Raw genomic sequence first — 18,495 nt, 5'->3', positions numbered from 1 at the left:
TCGGTACCACCGGATCACTAAGCCCGACTTTCGTCCCTGCTCGACTTGTTGGTCTCGCAGTCAAGCTCCCTTATGCCCTTTACACTCTTCGCGCGATTTCCAACCGCGCTGAGGGAACCTTTGGGTGCCTCCGTTACTCTTTAGGAGGCGACCGCCCCAGTCAAACTGCCCACCTGATACTGTCCCCAACCCCGATTCCCAATTATTAACCTAACCTGTATATGAATTTTGCGAAGCTTCGCGAAATCCTCTGTTATACGAAAGGGCTTGCCCCCAGATGCAGGCTAAACCAAGGCATTTTATCGATATCATATGGTTGAATACTCCAGTCGCTTTTCTTTAGAACTAAACAAGCTCCAAACTTCGCTCTTTGCAGATGTTTTTGTAGATTGTTATACATATCATCCATGTTAAGCATTTTCCCAATAGTGAATATCGGAATTTCTAGTGACCTGCCACGAATAACATGGTCAAAATCTAGTAACAAGCCATCTTGAGCATATTCAATCAATAGGTTAGAAATCTCTAAGGGTATTTCAGGAACAACTTTACTCCTATTGACCTTAAGACGAATTACTTTACCTATAATGTGTTCAAACTCACGCAAATTCCTGCAATAAAAAGTATTAAACCAACCATCATCATGGGCTAAGTAAGAAAAACGATTGTTAAGCTTATCAAAGAAAGGTGATGCAACTGGCTTCATCATGTGCCCAAGATATAATAGTTCTGCTACTTCACGGGGCTCAAGGGTTCCAAGTGATTCTGTATCCGTAAAATCGACCCAACAAAAATCTCCAAATTTATATACATCAGTATTTATAATATTGGGGATAATCTCTTCCCTAATAAAGTTACATCGGGTAGTATAATCAAATTCTCCTTCATCGAAATATCCTGCTAATACCAAAATATTATCAAGGGGATTCTCCAACGCTGTCACGAATTCCTTGAATTCTATACCGCATGAGACAATACGGTTCTCATTCGGATAGGCGTTTAAATAGATTAAATCCCGTGATTTTGACAAAATATTCTCTCCTTAAATATGGATTTTGTGAAGTTCATTTATCAAGAAATATTATGTACAAAATAAATAATTGGAAGTATGAACAAAACGTCGATTGTCTTTAATCGGAAGTTGTAAGACTCTTTTCAATCGTCCAGAGTCTTTTTCCATTTCTGATGAATTAGATCCCAATCTTATTATCTATTAACTTCTCACTACATTAGAGCATTATCGATTACTATATGACCATGTGCTTTAAGGCACTTTAGAATTTCGTTATAATTAGCTACACAATAATAGCCGCCTCTCACCCTATCAACTCCATATTTTCTCATGTATTGTAAGGTTTTTTGTTCCTCTAATACCTCTCCTTCCGGAACTGTTCCGTTAAACTCACTGGTTTCAAGAACTTTAACTGCTTTATGTTCCCGTACCCATGCAGATTTTCTGGATTTTCTTTCTGTATCAAAATGTTCTTTCATTCTTCTCTCAAAGGACTTCTTTTGGGTTTGCCCTATATAGAAACACCCGTCCTCTAACTCTAAAACGTAAATAATCCTATCTATGACGTCCAAATAATGCTTTTTACTTGCTGTTTTTTCATCCATATTATTTCTCCTCTGTGGGTATGCTTTACCCATACATCGTTTTATGTAGTGATTCTGTCAATCATCAGTATGTTGTGTTTCAAAACCTTGATATCTACTTTCCAATAAATTTATTAATGGTTTCATACCAAACCTTACTTCTAATATCATTTATTTGGTGATTATGCATATACAACTCAAGACTACCCATTGTAAAAGTGTACAAATTTAAAACATCTTCATTTCTTTTCAAATCATTATTTGGGAAAAAAACATCAAAATAATTAGCGAATCCATATACTAAAGCTATCATATCGGTTAGGACCCAGTTTGCGTAATCAACTTCAAATTTGTTTCCATTTACATATTTCTTATGTTCAGGCCTCTCAGTTCTAAATACGGTATACCCAGGTTTCCCGTGAACAAATTTTGATAAAAACATATCTCCATAATACTTTTCATAGAAATTACCATCATCAAATTCATTAAACATGTCCACAATACGAATTTTTACAAGCTTATTATTTTTGTTTAATATTAGGCGATTTCCCAATCTATCCTTATGCTTTTGAAAATATCTCATGCTTATAAAAATTTCGTATAAATGCCTTATTAGAACGAATGCTTCACTGTAATAACCCATTAAAAAATTATTATAGAGGCATTTAAAGGTATAAGGTAACTGTACATAATAATCAAAGCAATAGCTTTCAAATATATATATTTCCTCATCAAATTTTTCAACGAAATAAGAAATTTTGAAAAGCAAATCAATATATAGCTCAAAATTTTCGCATATTTCATTAAAGGACTCTTTAGTTTCTAACTTCGTTTTCTCTTCGGAATTTTCTTGTCCGACAATCCCAAAATAATTAATTTTATCCATATTACCTCCAAAAGTATTGGAATATATTAACCTTTCTGATAATTGCATTATAGACCTTCGCGTCCTTATCTGAACTTCTGCTAATTAGCCTAATGCGAAATAGCTTACAAAGTTATTCTCCAGAAAATCGTATAACGTTCTGAGAATTTGTGTACGTCTTTCCTCATGTATTTATGCAAAGTTATGCGAGTTCACTGTTGCGGTGCCGGCAGAGATTTTCTTTCACAACCCTAAATTAGTTCTCTGTATCTCTATGTTCTAATATTTTATCATATTGTTTTTGGCAGACTTTTTTAGTCCAAGAAGATAACCAATGCAAGTAATAATCAAGGGTAAAAACATAGCTGCAAAGAATAATTTGCTTCTCATAAATTCAAAAAACATTAATCCGTTAACTGGAGCCATAATTGCAAAATTCACCATTACTAAAGGATTAGGTCCTAAATTCATTGCAAAAAATGATGTTCCCAATGCTACTGCCCAAAATATAATGGCAAATATCATATAGCTCATCTTTCTTTCACGCCCTCTGAAAACACCAAACAAGAACCATAATACCAAGAAAACTATTGTAAATATTAGATTTTTAAACGTCGGCGATGGACCATCCCCTAAACCTCTGCTGTTTAATAACATTGATACGATAATAGTCAAGAGAGCAAATACAAAATTTATGGTCAATTCGATCCCCCTCAAATTAGTTTATCGCATGATTCACTAATCATATGAATATACCCAACTATAAATGACCCAGGTTTCGCATAACGTTCAGATGTTCCCGCAGCGTCCCAACCACATTCATCATCCTCTAGTTGCGGGAACACCTGTGTTATACGAAGGAACACGCCCCCAGAGCATACCTGATGATTTCACCTTAGGATACACGTTTATTTGTACCAACTATTTATTACGTTGATGCTCTGATCACTTGGATAATAATTTTTAAACTCATCCTTTTTTCCAATTGCAAAAACTGATAAACCCAAATTCCAACTCTCTTTCTCAAATACCTCTTTATATGCTTGGAATCCATTTGCTTGCTCTTGCTCATTAAGTATTGTAGAGGGCTCAGGATTCCAGGGATGAACCATCGCTTTATTCCGTTTTGGAAAACCTAACTCTCCAAAAAACACTGGTTTATTCCATTGACTCGATAAGTTCCTTAGCTCCTCATAAATATTCTGATGTCTATTAAAAATTTGAGTACTATAAATCGAACTTACAAGATTCTCTACAGAATTTGTTTCTTTATCAGTAAGTTCGAAGTATGCTGCGACTGAAACGAAATCCACTTTTTCTAAAACCGGGTTATTTAGTTTCGCAGTATATGTGTCATGTTGACCGTCCTTTTCCGTATCCCATTCTGCGGTGTACCACCAATTAGTTTTATATGTAATCCGCCCCTGGTAATTTGCGCGAACAAAATTGGCTACATCATTCCAGAAAGCAGACTCCTTTTCAAACTTGTCAAAATTAGAACCTATACAGAGAGCATAAACTCTGTAAGGCTTAGCAACCTCTTTGATAAGTGGTTGCAGCACTCCCTCTTTCCAATTCCGGAACCATTCATTTTTATCGGCGGGATTTAATTGTGTTTCATACAGTTCTCCGTTTCTAATGTAGGGGTAGGGTTCTAATATTACATTTATACCCTGATACCTTAGCTTTTTGATTAGCTGAATTGCCTTCTTTTTACTCTCTGGGTTTAATGTTGCCGTATTTGCTGTTAATGATGGAATATCAATTTGTATAGGTACATTGACAGTGTTTAAGCCGAGAGACTCAATATCTATCAGAGCCTGTTCCAATGAGTAATCCACTGAAAGATTTCCCGATTTTATTTTTTCACCCCAGGGTGTGATAATTCTATTTTTCTCATATTGTTTATTAATATAAACAATATCAATTAGGACTAGCTTTACGATAATTACTGAAATTACCAATGATACTAAGGAAATGTATTTTAGTCTATGCCTTTTCAAATGAATTAAAAGCCCTTTGAGCATCCACAATCCTCCATAATTCATTCTCTCTTCTATCTATTATGTTAAACTATTCTTCTAGTTAACTCTATTCCCTAATTCGCGTGTTCTTTCATATAACTTTCGGAATTTGCGAATATTAGTTTCGCGTATTCCTCACATTTCATGAGTATACCTACGGAGATATTTTCTTCTCTCAAAAAAATAATTACTTAAATTTTGGATGATGCAGCTATATCCCCCGTCATACTATGCAACACAACAAAGGTCTCAATTCGAGCTAATACCCATGTCTTTCCAAATTAAAATTATAGACATTAGTACGATTGTCATCCAACAATGAGGATATGAAAGGACTTCTCATCTCAAAATCAAGACTTTTCTAGCCACCAGGCGATACACGTTAATACTTTCACCATTTTTCTTTTATTTCCTCCCAAGATAGCAAGAATAATCCAAAAGAATGTAAAAGGTCGGACCTTCACCGGGATAGGCATGCCAACATTGGGGATTTTCTAATACTGTTGCTTGGGTCCCGCCCGGGCGGGCTCATCCTGCCGCTCCCGCTCTCGCAGTCTCCCCTAGACGCGGAGCCTCCCCTCGCTGAGATATCCTTTGCGGTCCTGGCATATCCGCTGCGGGTGATCTGGCCGTGTTCGGCCAGCTTCCCTTCTTGCTAAGCGCGCGGTTATCCAGCCCGTACCACACATTCCCTCGAAATTCCGGGAATCCATGGCCGCGGCTAATCAGCCGCTCTTTCCCTCCTGTTAGTCGGGAACAAGCTAACGGGAACAGCAGCCACGGCATACCACGCCTGTTACCCCATCATCCTAAACGCATGCTGGGGTAAAGCGGCGGGTATGCCGTGGCTTTTTGCATGACCGCGGTTATCCCGCTTTTGGCCGCTCAGAAAGTCTCCCCGTCAGGGAGCCTTTCTGAGCTAGGCATATTTTGCGGGTCCAAGCTATCTCGTTTCGAGTGATCTGGCCTAACCGGCTAACTTCCCTCACTTGGCCCGTGGGAGCGGGTCCACCGGCCGCGCATACTACGTATAAGCGGCCGAGTTGTGGGTTAGAGCTTATCTCCGCTATGTGAGCGGCTTAGCTATTTCTGAAGTCTAATCTTGCCGCTCACCAAGCTAAGCACGCGGTTACAAGGGTGCACCCCGGCAGCATAATGCAGCCCAGCGTGGGTTTTACTCCGAGGCCACGAGGAGGAATTCTCGCGCGGCAAAGACCATAGACTACGATCTGAGCGCGGTTAGCTCCCCGAGGAACCGAGGGGAGATCCACCGCGCGCGGACAGCTTGGACAAAAAATGCAGCCTAGCCGGCAACGGCCCAAGGAAACGAGGGACGAAGTCGGCGGGTAAGCCACGATAAGCAATCTGAGTGAGCAGGTACCGCGACGATGTAAGAGGAGCGGTACCTGCGAGCGGGAGCGGACCTCGCCTCCTTGGTAGAATAACCGCGGGCCTAGCTTGGTTAGCGGGTTAAGCAATTCCAATAAGAAACACATCGGCCCGCTAACATAGCGAACATAAGCTTCGACATGCACCCCGCCTTCGAGCACTTTTTTCTGGCGCAGGCTTTGTCCGGCTCCGAGGTACGAGGGCCGGCAAACCAAGACAGATAACAAGCGCTGGGAAGCGGGTGTGGACAGGATAAGCTATTTACGGAGTGGGCTGCCAAGACCACAAATGCCGGCTCAGCGAGCGGTAGCTGCAGATCCATCCTCAAAAACATAAGCATTCAAAGGTGTAGTGTTGTTGCTAAAAACTCCCCTTCAGTCTTCACGTAGTTGAGTTCATAGGCTTCCCCATAGATTTCTGATTGCTTTCGCAGATTGATATTATGTTCTTTATCCCAATGGCTCGTGTTTTTATCAATGGCAGATATGATTGCTGAATCATCCGACTTGGAAATATAATTGACAGGTTTTCCGAGAATATACCCTGTTTCATTATCTACGAACTTTCTTGGAAAGTTGAATACCAATCTCATATTGCTCCGGCTGTCCTGCATCTGGTAGCTTTTCAGGATTGAATGGTTGCCTTCGTAGTAGTCTTTGTATTTCTGCTTTGCAAGAGCGTTTTTGTTTAGTTCATTGAGGCATTCGATTATTAAGTTTTCGTTTGTGTTCAATTAGATCAGCTCCTTTCTAAAAGTGGGCATAAAAATAGCCCATACCGTTTGGTACAGGCGTGATAAGTTCGGGGGATATCCTTCACAAAATAAGAAGATAGCAAAGTAATTATCATCACATTATGTTCATAATCCCACTATAAACTTGACTGCATCTTCATAACATTTAACTTTCTCCACCGTAAAATACTTCATGAATTCTTTCGTCCACATGTCCATCTCTTCTTCTATTTCATTTACTTCATTCATGATGAACACAACATTTTTACAATCTGTATTTGACATAGCTGGGAGCAATACAGAAAATCCCCATTCTGTATCTTCTTTTTCATCTTCAAATCCGTTTCTTGCATCTACAACAAAATTACTATTGGGGTTTTTCTTAAGCAATTCTAAAGCAAATGTTGTTGGATTTCTATAGTCATCATAGGAGCAGAATTTTTTCCATGTAAGAAATACTATATTGGCTTCTGACATATATTTTACATTACTAAATTCTGAATCAAATTCATTTTTCTCTATATCCATATTCATAATTATCCCCTTTCTGATTTAGATTAATTTAACTCACTTTTCCTACGAATGCGTCACGACATACGAATAATGTTTAATAAAAGTCCTTTATAATTTCTTCTCAAGTAAATAAAATAATCCTGTTCTCCACTTTACTTCTCCAACCTTTTGATATCCAAGAGTCTGATACATTTTTAAGGCATATGGATTTAGAGAAAACGTGTCTAATCTTATAGATTGGACTCCCGCTGTCTTCAATATCTCCTCTATCTTTATCATAGTGTCTTTCCCAATTTTTTTATTTTGGTAGATTGGGTTAACACACAGTCGATGTACTACAGCAAACTTGTCATTGTCATATCTCCAGTTGCCATTCTTATACTCTTCTTCACATTCATTATTAATCACTAAAGCTGAAGCTATTTCGCCATCTTTAATTCCAACATACATTTGTCCATTTAATACGTCTTGTTCGAGATCTGTCGTAGTCGGGTAAATGTCATCCCATTGGTTAATATTGTTGTCGTTCATTACCTTAATAGCATTCTTAAATATTTCTATGATTATATTTAAATCCTCATACTCTGCTTTTCTGATTTGCAAACCGACACTCCCTCTCATATATAGAAAACAAGCAATCTTTCCTAGCTTAATCCTACTGATGTGCAATAAGACCAAGCTAAAACAACAAACTCCGATCATAAAACCTAATGCTCTTTACCCCTTCGACCAACTGGACTGCTCCATAAAGGCTGTCAGGAGCATCATCATGTTTTGCACCTTTGTTGTAATCCTTCACTTGGTTATTATACCTGATATTACCAAGGTTGAATAGGATATGACCCTTCTTAACTTCAGGCTCTAAAGATATAATTCGCTCATGTTTCTGCCCCCTACTAATTACTTCATCGACAGGAGTGAATATCTTATTCTTCCAAAGTTCCTCTTCAAATTTCTGCTTGATATAGCTCTGCGCTGCTGTCGTTTCAAATCCAATCTTCTCAACCGGATAATGCTGTATTTTTTCGATGGCTACCTGAAACAGATCATCGGGAAGCAGTTTGTATATGCTCCCATCAACAACATACTTCTGCTTAGTTTTTCTATGAAGGCCGAGAATGGTTATTGCAGAAAAGTCATTTCTTTTACCAGCTTTAATTGCAGGATCGATGTACATTACGAGTTCCATTTCTTCAAATCCTGGAAGCCTGTCCCAATATTGAATATCTCTAAAAATATAATCATCTGTGCTGCGTGGATCATTCTGCATTTCTTTATAGAAGGATTTGTCTCCCATCGCTTGCTTCTTGCATATTAGATAATAGTAATCAAGATACTCTGACCACAGTATTTCTGTGCCTTCCAGCATTTCCTCCTGATGGTCATAAAAAAAGACTTGGCGGTATTAATCCTATCCAAGTCCAGAAGGTTATTATATTTTGCTTCCCAATCGCTCCAGAGATCATCTCTTTCGGCAAAGCATATGACTGCCACTTTTTAATGCTTCTGACCCCTGGAATTTTCCCCTTGAGCAGATCAGTCATAAGATCTTCTTCATGTAAACAAGTACCGACAACTAGAATATTGGTATCCTTTGTGCCTATTGGGATGACGACATCGGTGAAAGTATTTCTGACTTGTTGATTTTGGGCATTACAGACTCCTTTCTGACTTTTGGGTAAAAGAAAAGAGCGACCGTTTGATCACCCATAAGACTATTTTCTTTATTCTGTTGTGCTCTATTTTGTATTCTTGAATATATTGCTGATTTGGTGGCGTTAATAGGCTAATATCTCATAGCCATCATTAGTGACTAAAACCATAACTTCCCATTGGGCTGATGGCATTCCATCTGCCGTATAAACTGTCCAGTCATCATTATCATCTACAAAAATTTCATTAGTTCCCATGTTTACCATTGGCTCAATCGTAAATACCATGCCCGGGACTAAGAGCATTTATGTTCCTTTTTTTGAAACATGGCTTACCCACGGTTCCTCATGAAATTGCAAGCCAATACCGTGTCCGCCTATTTCCTGTACAACCGTATATCCATTACTCATAGCATGTTCATGCACGGCTTGCCCCATATCACCTAAAAATCCCCACGGCTTTATTTGTGCTAATCCTAATTCAATGCATTCCTTAACCACATCCACCAGTTTCTTTTTTTCAGGACTTACATTTCCGATACAAAACATTCTTGACGAATCCGAAAAAAATCCATTGTATATTGTAGAAACATCAATGTTTATAATATCTCCGTCTTTCAGCAAAACATCGCTTGATGGTATGCCATGGCATACTTGATCATTGATTGATGTACATATGCTTTTAGGAAAACCTTCAAAATTTAGTGTTGCTGGAATTCCACCCAAAGCCACCGTTTTTTCATAAATCAAAAGATCAATTTGTTCTGTTGTCATTCCTATATGTAGCTGTTCGGATATGTAATCTAAAACTGCTATATTGATTTTCCCACTTTCTCTAAGCCCAATAATTTGTTCTGGATTTTTTAATTTTTCTGGGTGGAATAATACAACCTTGGGTTTTGTACCATGATAACTTTTCGTCAAAGAAATCAATGCCAATATTACCACTATCCAACTTATTTGTTTCTTTCTGATACTAATATTCCACCTACGCCAATGTTATCTCTGCTATTTTCTTTAATATAAACTTGAAAAGCTTGTTCTGAAACGTTCATAATACTACTTGCTGACTTGGTTAAAATAGCTACCAGTTCTCTCTTTTGATCTGCGCTAAGTGGAATACCCTCAACCATAATTACAGGCATTTTTCTCATCCCCTTTCTTTTTCTTAATTTATCCAAACACAATTCTGACCATGGCTTGCCAAGTATGATTGTGCTTTAAATTTTACATCAAGTATTATAATTCACTGGAAAGCTATTGTCCCACTCGATTCGAGGGCATAGTAAATTTCTCCCAATTTATTACTACTATACCTAAAATAATTATTACCCCTCCCCAAAATTGTACTGGCAGAATTATTTCGCCTAAAATGCACCATCCACTGAAAACCCCTACTATTGGAACAAGATTTAAATAAAGCGTCGTTATTACAACATCTAGTTTTTTTAAAGCATAACCATAGAGAAAAAAACAAAGAGCAGAAGAAAAAACCGCCAAGAAAACAATATAGCCAAAAGCTTTTGGTGAGAACACTCGCCACTGATCATACTCGGTGAAAAACATTAAAGTCAAAAATAGTGTTCCAAATAACATTTGATAGGTTATTAAAAATACTTCAGAGTATTTACCTTGTAGTGATTTATTAAGCAAAGTATATAGTGCCCATGAGAACATTGCACCAACCATGATTAGATTTCCTTTAAAAGTTGTAGAACTTAAATCTATCTGCCTGTTTGCTGTAACAGCCAAATAGGCACCTATTGTAGCACAGCCTATTCCTAGTACTTGAGCAACTGAAATTTTGGTTCTATATATTATGACATCCATAGTTATTGCAAGGATAGGAGTCACGGAAGCGATGAGCGAAGCATTTGATGCAGTGGTTAGTGCAACTCCAGCATTTTGCAAATAAAAATATAGGGTAATCCCCAGAAAACCAGACAATGCCATTTTGGGAAAATCTGATTTCTGTAGTTTAGATGAGGGTTCGACTTTTTTTAAGATAGGAAACAGTATCGTCGTTGCAATTAAAAACCGAATCAGCGCCAATGTGATTGGAGGAACTTCACTTAACACAATTTTATTAATACTAAATGATACTCCCCATAGAATAACTAAGGCAAGCATAGCAAGATTAGCTAATATATTATTAAATAAAGGATGTACTCCCGTTTTATATTGTTGATAAAAAATTTTCATTAAGTTATTCCTCCTATAAGTCTTGTTTTTACGATTATTTAACGATTTTGGTAGCCGGGCCCAGGGTAACATTATTTACGAACGGGTTGCACACTCTCCGTCATCAGTAGTACAATGCCAGTATATATACTACGCATTTAGCAGTCAATCAAATAAACCTTAAATTGTAGTAGCACAATTAGAGGAGGTATTACTATTGACTAAGTACTATGAGATCATCCAGTATCTGCAGACCGAAATCACTAACGATCAGATCAAGCCCGGTAACCGACTGCCGCCCATCAGGACCATAGCCCAAGCCTTCCATTGCAGTACAAGCACGGTTGTAAAAGCATACGGTGAATTGGAGCGGAGCCACATAATTTATCCGGTTCCTGGTAGTGGCTATTATCTCGTAGAAAATCACCTTCAGCCCTTGGCTCTGTCCCAAGAAATCATCGACTTCGCATCCGTTGCCCCGGGCAGTGATACACTGCCCTATAAAGAATTTCAGCATTGCATTAATCAAGCGATTAGCCTTTATAAAGAAGAACTATTTTCTTATTGCGATCCGCAAGGAATGGAACGACCAAGAAAAACAATCGCAAAACAGCTTCAAGACTATCAGATTTTTACAGACTGGCAAAAAATAGTCATTACAACTGGCTCTCAACAAGCCATTTCCATTTTGAGCTCCATGTCTTTTCCCAATGGGAAAACCAATATTCTCGTTGAACAACCAACTTATTATGGCATTATCAAATTCCTCGAATTAAGCGGACATTCCGTCCTCGGCATCGAGCGAAAGGAAAATGGCCTTGATAAAGATGCTTTGGAGCGAATTTTTTGTAACGGCAACATTAAATTTTTTTATACCATGCCCCGCTTTCAAAATCCAACTGGGTTCTCTTACACCAACTCAGATAAAAAAGAGATAGTCGCACTTGCTGAAAAATATGATGTTTATATTGTTGAAGACGACTATCTCGCCGACTTGGATACTGACCACAAGGCTGATCCCTTGTATGCTTTTAGCAGCACCGACAAAGTTATTTATATCAAAAGCTACTCTAAAACATTTTTACCAGGATTACGCCTTGCCACGGCTATATTACCCCAAGAACTTCTTAATCCGTTCGTGGAGTACAAAAAATGGACCGATCTTACCAGTTCAGCACTGTCGCAAGCGGCCCTTGAAATCTTTATAACCAGTGGTATGTATGGTAATCATCGAAAGAACCTTGCAAAAATTTTTCGAGATCGAATGAAATGTTTAAGAACTGTGGCTGCACAGAACGCTGATTGTGACATTACCTGGAGGATTCCGGAAACTGGTTTTTTCGCTTCTTTTACAACAAATAGCAATTTTGCCGCAGACAGATTGGTTCCACGCCTCGCGCTGGATAACGTCCACCTATTGAATGCAGAATCCTGTTTTATTCCCAGCTATAAACGCTCTAACCTTTTCCGAGTCAGTCTGGGAAAAACCGCCGAACCGCAGATACGTCTTGGCATATCGGCTATTTACCGTGCAATTCAGGATCTAAAAACCACTAAGATATCCAAAACATCGTTTATGTCGTTTTAAGCTATTTTTTTCTAGAACAGTTATTGCTGAGAAATCGTTACGTTTCCCTGCCTTAATCGCAGGGTCGATGTACATTACAACTGCTTTTCAGTGCCAAGTGGTAAAGAAATTCAGCGTCAAACGATTTTTAGGCACTTTATGTAACATACCCATTAATTTAACCAAGCAGATATTAATTTTGCGAAAAATTATTGACAGTACAAACAAAACCCCGCAATCACTTGCGGAAGTTCCTATGGAGCTGTTGTAGCTCCTGCCCCCACTCCTGCCGCGCCACCGGTTGTGACTACTTCTCCTGTCCCAAAACAAACTAATCAAGAGGTCGCGGTATTCGTAACCAAAACTGGAGCAAAGTATCACAGAGACGGTTGCCGGTACTTACCAAAGAGTAAAATACCAATTAGCTTATCCGATGCAAAGAGTGGATACGGACCATGTAGCGTATGTAATCCACCGCAGTAAATAAGTTAAACACAAAAAGGCCCCCGGCAATTCAATCACGGCGAGGGCCAGTTTTGTAGAAAGTATTTGGTTAAATTAAATAAATGAACCCCTTCCTTAAATAATAGTAATTTGGGAAGGGGTTCATTTATTTAAGCAAAAATAATTATGGTTTGTTTTTTAATATATAATTTACTAGGCCTTTAGTCCTATTGCCAAAAGGGATTTCGTCTATAGATGTAGAATGTCATTTCGTTTGGAAAATTTAGATAGAAAGGTATTATCCTATTTTTTGTTCTTAAACTTTAAATACTGAACCTATAATTGTTATATGACATGTTTAACCTACCCAAGAGCATAAGAAATAGTTTTTAGAATGGAGTTTTTACAGTGTTAGATTTAGTTAAAAAAGTTTTCAAACAGAGTACTATGCTATCAGACAAACTACCAGAGTTGATGCCTGGGGGAGTTTCAATAGCAATAGACACTACGTGTCAGAAAATAGTACATAATCCAGTTGCAGCAAGATTCTTCGGAATAGAGGATTGGGGAAACTTTTCTCCCTTAAACTTTCCATCATTCAAGGTTCTTCATAATGGAAAAGTGTTGTTGACAGACGAATTGCCAATTGTACGATCTGCTAGGTACGGGGATGAAGTTTCAGGTTTTGAACTTGAGTTTGCTTTTCAGGAAGGTATTTCTAAAATAGCAATCGTTAGTTCATGCCCATTAAAGAATGAGTTGGGTGTCATAATTGGTGCAATGACTACTTTTGAAGAGGTTACAGAACTAATTCATAACACTAGGAATCTATCTGCACATGGGCTTAGCCTTGGATTACTTATTGATGATAGAACAAAGGAATTGAGAGAAGAGTTTGACAAAAGGGAGCAAATAGAACTTGAAGTAGCTAAACTAGAACGACTTAACCTCATCGGCCAATTGGCTGCTGGTCTTGGGCATGAAGTTCGAAATCCAATGACTACAATCAGAGGGTTTCTCCAAATTCTTCACACAAAAAGTGATTTACTTCCATACAAAAGCTATTTCGACCTGATGATTGAGGAACTTGATCGGGCCAACTCCATAATCACCGATTTTTTATCTATAGCCAAAAATAAATCAACAGAGTTTAAACGACAATGCTTAAACACGTTGTTAACTAATCTATTTCCTTTAATTCTAGCATATGCCTATAGTCAAGATAAGAAGTGTATCTTCGAACCAGGAGAAATTACTGAACTAGATATTGATTCAAGTGAGATTACTCAACTGGTTTTAAACCTTGCCCGTAACGGTTTAGAAGCAATGCATAATAATGGGTGCCTCACGATTAGAACATTTATGAATGATCAATTTATAGTTCTAAGTGTAAAAGATGAAGGAACTGGAATTAAACCAGAAGATGTTTTAAAACTTGGAACTCCATTTTTCACAACTAAAGAAAATGGTACAGGGTTAGGTATCCCAATGTGTTATAACATTGCACGAAGGCATTTTGCGAAGATAGAAGTGAAGAGTGGCTCAGAGGGAACCACCTTTTTGATCCGATTTCCCCAACATATCGGGAACGGAGCTATATGATAAATGTCACAAAAACCAGAGGAACCGGTTTTTCGTCTGGTTGTTCAGCCTTGCACTCCTATACTACCTAATCAAAACAGCTGTAGCAAATGGAGTGGTCGAGGCAACGTAGAATTGAAGATGATGTCCACGAAATACAGACAGCGAAAAAGGAGAGTAGGTAAGCTCTCCTTTTTATGTACTTTACAATATTTTCTTCCTTTGGCTCAAGTAAAACTGACTAATTAATTCGTCAAGCCGTTCACTAGCTCTTACCACTTTGGGATCCGTAAGATCTTTATCTGAAGCAATTTTTTGCATTTCTATTCTTAACTCTTCTATTTGTTCGGTGACTTTGAGTTTCATTTCTAGAACACCATCCTAAGCAAAATTGCACCCTTGAATATTCTAGTATTAAGTATTACTAACTTCAATAGCGTTAAAGGTAAGGTTTTGTCGAAAGGTATGATATGTGGCTACAGAGAAACTACCTCATAAAATAATAGCCCCCACCGTTCCCGATGAGAGCCAAATAAAGAGGAAGAGAAATCTGTCGAGGAGTATTTTGCCCAAGGTTAAATTTATTATTCAAAGACGCACAGACAAAACATACCAGCTTACATGATTGATACTTGGATATAATAGAATCAGAATGGTTGACTCCTTGGAGAAATAAAGCCACTAACTTCAAGGAGTCAACCACTAGGTAACCAAAAAGGAGAGCAGTTAAAGCTCTCCTTTACATATTTCAAAAAAGCTCTCACCGTTTCCGATGAAAGCTAAACAAGCTTGTAACCCTTTTGGACGAACAAGCATATTGTATAGTTTGTAACGGCCATAGTATCATCTTTGAAGAGGAGAGTCTGGTCAACTTCTTTCGAGTTTTAAAAGAAAAGCCTGAACAATTCATCCAGGCATTCGATTATTTACTTGTCTCAAGAGAGATCTTTCAGAAATACAAGGCCTTAAGTATCGCTGGCACATCCGATGTTAACAGGGCTGTCAGATTCTATTACCTATTACACTTCAACTTTGGAGCCTTGATGAAGGATTTTATGATTAGCCCTTTGAAGAAGCCGCCAATGGTCCTCGAGCGAGTAAGAGATAACATTGTATCCGTCAGGGATAGGCTGGTGAACACAATTATTGAAAATAGGGACGTCGAAAGGATAATATCTACTTATGATCGAAGCTCAACTTTTTTCTATTGCGATCCGCCATATTACGGTTTAACTGATTATACAAGCCAAGGAAGCAAGCCGTTTTCAAAGGAAGATCACGTGAGGCTAAAGGAATGCCTTTCAAAAATTCAAGGAAAGTTCTTGCTGAGTATTAATGACCATCAGGAGATTCGAGAGTTATATTCCAGATTTAACATTAACCAGGTAGGAGTGAGATATTCGGTCTGTAGAACGGATAAAAGCAGTTTAGCCAGCGAATTATTCATAAGCAATTATGAAGTAGGGGTGGTTAAGTGAAGATCATAGCAGCCTCTATCGAAGCCTTGGCCTGGTTTGAGAACGATAAACCTCACCCGTTAAGATTCAAGCTTAACGGCAAAGAATTTAAGATTGAGCAGGTTATCCATGGGGCGGAAGAAAAACTCGCCGGCAACCGGATGCTCATTTTTCGCTGCCAATCTGAGATTAACGGCGAGCTGCGGCCGTACGAAATCAAGTATGAGCTGAATACCTGCAAGTGGTTTTTGTGGAGGATGTAGGTTCCGAATCGGCTACACAAGTATACTATATTAGTGGTATTCGCTTTCAGGCCCTATGCTCTCACTAGTAACGGTGGGGGCCTACTTAAAATCCCCGAGTAATAATTTACCAAATAACTTTTTAACACAAATATGTAAATATATGTTACAATATGTCGAAAGCATTTTTAGCTTTCTTCATGTAATTAATTTCTTTTGTCCTTCCGCTTTATGGACCGGGAGGACGCTTTTTGAAAATTTTGTCCTATAAATATTAAGGACTATAGGGCATTGCGCAAAAAGATTTCCGGACGCGGGGTCTTTTAAGGAGAGCTTATCTGCTCTCCTTTTGCTTATATCCAAGGATTCCAGTCTGACTGCAAGAATTTCTCATGCTAAACTTGTACAAGAGGTGGGAATGTTTATGTTTATTAGCCCCATGCTTCTAAACAAGGCTGAAGAACCATTCGATAGTGACGATTGGCTTAGTGAATTGAAGCTGGATGGGATCAGGTTCATATATTCAACTATGGACGGTACCAGGTTCTATACTCGTCACAACAATGAAGTTACGAATCGGTTCCCGGAACTAATGGCTAAGGATGTCCCTAAAGGAACAATTCTTGATGGTGAAATTATCATGCCTGATCAGGAAGGGAAGCCTGACTTTGAAGGCCTAATGGTCCGGTTTCAAACTAAGAATAAACAGCGAATCAAGATACTGTCATTCAGTTCGCCTGTTACTTATTGCGTGTTTGATGTTCTATGTTTTGAGGGGAAAATGGTTACAAATCTACCATTAGAAGAGCGCAAAGAATTGCTGAATAGATTAGTTCCGGATGGATTGCCGCGAATCACAAAGACTTTATCACTCCAGGGTAAAGGGAAAGTGCTTTTCGAGTCCATTAAGAAGAAGGACCTTGAAGGAATCGTCCTCAAGAAAAAGAACTCCAAATATGAGGTCGGCAAGCGATCAGATAGCTGGCTAAAAGTTATTAATTATCAATATGCTACCGTATCCATAGTAGGGTTTAGGAAGTCAGAGTTTGGCTGGCTACTGAAGTTTCAGGATGGAAGATCTGCAGGAATCATGGAGCTGGGAGTTCCTTCACAATCCAGGAAGGCTGTTTATGGGTTAGCTAAAATGGTTAAGTGCAAAGAAACAAATGACTATGTGTATTTTCCCAATGATTCTTTAAAGTGTAAGGTCAAATACCGTGCATTAACGAAAGCTGGCCTTTTGAGGCTTCCTTCGTTTGTTGAATTGTTTTTTGTATAAGATTTAGATTTAAGGGTATCATATTTTTCATTAAATCGTCGTCCTACGTACTTTTGCTCTCATCGAAAGGTGGGGGCCTTTTTTAAAAAAAGAATCAAATTTGGTTCTCAACGCGACGTGGCAAAGTTTTTAATACCCTTGTAGAATCCCACACCTTATTAGCATAATATAATCATAGCTTCAAGCCTTACAACTCCGCTCTCATCGGGTCCCACGGTGGGGGCTTTTTCTGTTTTGAAAGATAAAATCTATGTAAAGGGGAGTTGTGCTCATCCCTCGAAGCTGGATCACGCGACCTCCTCGGTAGACTGGATCATCGGTTTCTGCCACGTCCTAAAGACCATCGATAGGCGGGGTAGGGGAGCTGCTGGAGCATAAAAAAGACGCCGTCAATTAACCGGCGCTTGTCACACTTTTATGGACAGGGACATATAGTGTAATGTGGTTGTGAGGAAAATATTTTTGGAGATAAGCAGAAACCCGGTGTGGCGAGCCGGGCTTCTGCCTTTTTGAGGCTCGCACCAGAATATATATATAATCACTGTCTAATAAGGTAATGTTCTAAGGCTTCCATCAGAAACACTTGGAGCCTTTTTTTTATTCCTCGACTACTTATGACATGTTTTTCCAAAACCTATGCAATAATAAGGCAGGAGAGGAGTGAACCACTTACTTTGCCATAATAAGACTCTTGGACAGCAAATAGCCCAACAGAGAAAAAGCGACAGCTATCCCAAGCTCAATTAGCTGCTATAACGGGAATGAACCCCAAATTTCTAAGTAATATTGAAGCAGGCCATAAGGCTAGAATCCGGATTTATACGCTTGCACGATTTGCGGCAGGACTTGGGATCATTAAACTAATCCCCTATGTATTGGGGTGGATAATGGGACTTGAACCCACGAGTGCCGGAACCACAACCCGGTGCGTTAACCACTTCGCCATATCCACCATGGAGCGGGAGACGAGAT

At 38.7% G+C, this 18,495-nt stretch carries 18 protein-coding genes, 1 tRNA gene, 1 rRNA gene and 2 pseudogenes; 6 read left to right on the top strand and 16 right to left on the bottom strand.

All coding sequences use genetic code 11. From position 1 onward, the window contains the following. From M8E35_RS25045 to M8E35_RS24980, 14 genes and pseudogenes are all read right to left on the bottom strand, one after another. Positions 1–203: ribosomal RNA gene (locus M8E35_RS25045) — 23S ribosomal RNA — on the bottom strand; the annotation flags it as partial. A gap of 50 nt (positions 204–253) precedes the next feature. Next, complete coding sequence (locus M8E35_RS25040; protein ID WP_252473697.1) at positions 254–1,030, bottom strand: hypothetical protein; 777 nt, start codon at positions 1,028–1,030, stop codon at positions 254–256. Positions 1,031–1,224: 194 nt separating this feature from the next. Then, positions 1,225–1,617 (bottom strand): GIY-YIG nuclease family protein, encoded by a 393-nt coding sequence (locus tag M8E35_RS25035; protein WP_252473696.1) that lies wholly within the window; start codon positions 1,615–1,617, stop codon positions 1,225–1,227. Between the two features lie 94 nt (positions 1,618–1,711). Next, entirely contained in the window at positions 1,712–2,482 is a 771-nt protein-coding gene (locus M8E35_RS25030) for a hypothetical protein (RefSeq protein ID WP_252473695.1), read from the bottom strand. 258 nt (positions 2,483–2,740) lie between these two features. Beyond that, positions 2,741–3,163, bottom strand: coding sequence for a hypothetical protein (locus tag M8E35_RS25025; protein WP_252473694.1), 423 nt, complete (start codon positions 3,161–3,163; stop codon positions 2,741–2,743). Positions 3,164–3,369: 206 nt separating this feature from the next. After that, entirely contained in the window at positions 3,370–4,488 is a 1,119-nt protein-coding gene (locus tag M8E35_RS25020) for a glycoside hydrolase family 113 (protein ID WP_252473693.1), read from the bottom strand. Between the two features lie 525 nt (positions 4,489–5,013). Continuing rightward, entirely contained in the window at positions 5,014–5,271 is a 258-nt protein-coding gene (locus M8E35_RS25015; protein ID WP_252473692.1) for an FHA domain-containing protein, read from the bottom strand. A 943-nt stretch (positions 5,272–6,214) separates the two neighbouring features. After that, the gene (locus M8E35_RS25010; protein WP_252473691.1) at positions 6,215–6,607 is read right to left on the bottom strand and encodes a phage portal protein; all 393 of its coding nucleotides are present in this window, start codon (positions 6,605–6,607) and stop codon (positions 6,215–6,217) included. 126 nt (positions 6,608–6,733) lie between these two features. Further along, a complete protein-coding gene (locus tag M8E35_RS25005) occupies positions 6,734–7,141 on the bottom strand; it encodes a hypothetical protein (RefSeq protein ID WP_252473690.1) in 408 nt (135 codons plus the stop codon). A gap of 87 nt (positions 7,142–7,228) precedes the next feature. Further along, entirely contained in the window at positions 7,229–7,723 is a 495-nt protein-coding gene (locus tag M8E35_RS25000; protein ID WP_252473689.1) for a GNAT family N-acetyltransferase, read from the bottom strand. A gap of 76 nt (positions 7,724–7,799) precedes the next feature. After that, complete coding sequence (gene terL / locus M8E35_RS24995) at positions 7,800–8,417, bottom strand: phage terminase large subunit (RefSeq protein WP_252473688.1); 618 nt, start codon at positions 8,415–8,417, stop codon at positions 7,800–7,802. 481 nt (positions 8,418–8,898) lie between these two features. Beyond that, positions 8,899–9,694 (bottom strand): annotated as a pseudogene (gene map, locus M8E35_RS24990) (type I methionyl aminopeptidase); the annotation flags it as partial. 34 nt (positions 9,695–9,728) lie between these two features. Then, positions 9,729–9,917, bottom strand: coding sequence for a 4-oxalocrotonate tautomerase DmpI (gene dmpI, locus M8E35_RS24985; protein ID WP_252473687.1), 189 nt, complete (start codon positions 9,915–9,917; stop codon positions 9,729–9,731). Positions 9,918–10,029: 112 nt separating this feature from the next. After that, on the bottom strand, positions 10,030–10,974 hold the full coding sequence (locus M8E35_RS24980) for a DMT family transporter (protein ID WP_252473686.1): 945 nt from the start codon (positions 10,972–10,974) through the stop codon (positions 10,030–10,032). Between the two features lie 196 nt (positions 10,975–11,170). Here M8E35_RS24980 and M8E35_RS24975 point away from each other — a divergent pair, with 196 nt between their 5' ends. Continuing rightward, a complete protein-coding gene (locus tag M8E35_RS24975; protein WP_252473685.1) occupies positions 11,171–12,541 on the top strand; it encodes an aminotransferase-like domain-containing protein in 1,371 nt (456 codons plus the stop codon). Between the two features lie 831 nt (positions 12,542–13,372). Continuing rightward, on the top strand, positions 13,373–14,566 hold the full coding sequence (locus M8E35_RS24970) for an ATP-binding protein (RefSeq protein WP_252473684.1): 1,194 nt from the start codon (positions 13,373–13,375) through the stop codon (positions 14,564–14,566). Positions 14,567–14,749: 183 nt separating this feature from the next. On the opposite strand, the gene M8E35_RS24965 is transcribed toward M8E35_RS24970, so the two are convergent. Then, positions 14,750–14,911 carry an aspartyl-phosphate phosphatase Spo0E family protein gene (locus tag M8E35_RS24965; protein WP_252473683.1) on the bottom strand — a complete coding sequence of 54 codons (162 nt, stop codon included), beginning with the start codon at positions 14,909–14,911 and terminating at the stop codon, positions 14,750–14,752. Positions 14,912–15,345: 434 nt separating this feature from the next. On the opposite strand from M8E35_RS24965, the gene M8E35_RS24960 reads away from it, so the two are divergent. From M8E35_RS24960 to M8E35_RS27100, 4 genes and pseudogenes are all read left to right on the top strand, one after another. Next, on the top strand, positions 15,346–16,023 hold the full coding sequence (locus M8E35_RS24960; protein WP_252473682.1) for a DNA adenine methylase: 678 nt from the start codon (positions 15,346–15,348) through the stop codon (positions 16,021–16,023). Then, on the top strand, positions 16,020–16,265 hold the full coding sequence (locus M8E35_RS24955) for a hypothetical protein (RefSeq protein ID WP_252473681.1): 246 nt from the start codon (positions 16,020–16,022) through the stop codon (positions 16,263–16,265). The genes M8E35_RS24960 and M8E35_RS24955 overlap by 4 nt, the downstream gene beginning before the upstream one ends. 403 nt (positions 16,266–16,668) lie before the next feature. Next, entirely contained in the window at positions 16,669–17,523 is an 855-nt protein-coding gene (locus tag M8E35_RS24950) for an ATP-dependent DNA ligase (protein WP_252473680.1), read from the top strand. A 728-nt stretch (positions 17,524–18,251) separates the two neighbouring features. Then, a pseudogene (locus M8E35_RS27100) lies at positions 18,252–18,365 on the top strand (helix-turn-helix domain-containing protein); the annotation flags it as partial. A gap of 34 nt (positions 18,366–18,399) precedes the next feature. Here M8E35_RS27100 and M8E35_RS24945 read toward each other — a convergent pair. After that, a tRNA-His gene (locus M8E35_RS24945) sits at positions 18,400–18,475 on the bottom strand. Positions 18,476–18,495 lie beyond the last annotated feature (20 nt).

It is taken from the genome of Desulfosporosinus nitroreducens (assembly GCF_023897015.1).
Classification (GTDB): domain Bacteria; phylum Bacillota; class Desulfitobacteriia; order Desulfitobacteriales; family Desulfitobacteriaceae; genus Desulfosporosinus; species Desulfosporosinus nitroreducens.
Note: the sequence above shows the minus strand (reverse complement) of the source record. Positions and strands in the feature narration are given on the sequence as shown.

Coding starts and splice junctions, on each gene's coding strand:
- dmpI (WP_252473687.1), bottom strand. CDS start 9,917: ATGCCTGTAATTATGGTTGAGGGTATTCCACTTAGCGCAGATCAAAAG.
- M8E35_RS24980 (WP_252473686.1), bottom strand. CDS start 10,974: ATGAAAATTTTTTATCAACAATATAAAACGGGAGTACATCCTTTATTT.
- M8E35_RS24965 (WP_252473683.1), bottom strand. CDS start 14,911: ATGAAACTCAAAGTCACCGAACAAATAGAAGAGTTAAGAATAGAAATG.
- M8E35_RS25005 (WP_252473690.1), bottom strand. CDS start 7,141: ATGAATATGGATATAGAGAAAAATGAATTTGATTCAGAATTTAGTAAT.
- M8E35_RS25030 (WP_252473695.1), bottom strand. CDS start 2,482: ATGGATAAAATTAATTATTTTGGGATTGTCGGACAAGAAAATTCCGAA.
- M8E35_RS25035 (WP_252473696.1), bottom strand. CDS start 1,617: ATGGATGAAAAAACAGCAAGTAAAAAGCATTATTTGGACGTCATAGAT.
- M8E35_RS25015 (WP_252473692.1), bottom strand. CDS start 5,271: ATGCCGTGGCTGCTGTTCCCGTTAGCTTGTTCCCGACTAACAGGAGGG.
- M8E35_RS25020 (WP_252473693.1), bottom strand. CDS start 4,488: ATGCTCAAAGGGCTTTTAATTCATTTGAAAAGGCATAGACTAAAATAC.
- M8E35_RS24950 (WP_252473680.1), top strand. CDS start 16,669: ATGTTTATTAGCCCCATGCTTCTAAACAAGGCTGAAGAACCATTCGAT.
- terL (WP_252473688.1), bottom strand. CDS start 8,417: ATGGGAGACAAATCCTTCTATAAAGAAATGCAGAATGATCCACGCAGC.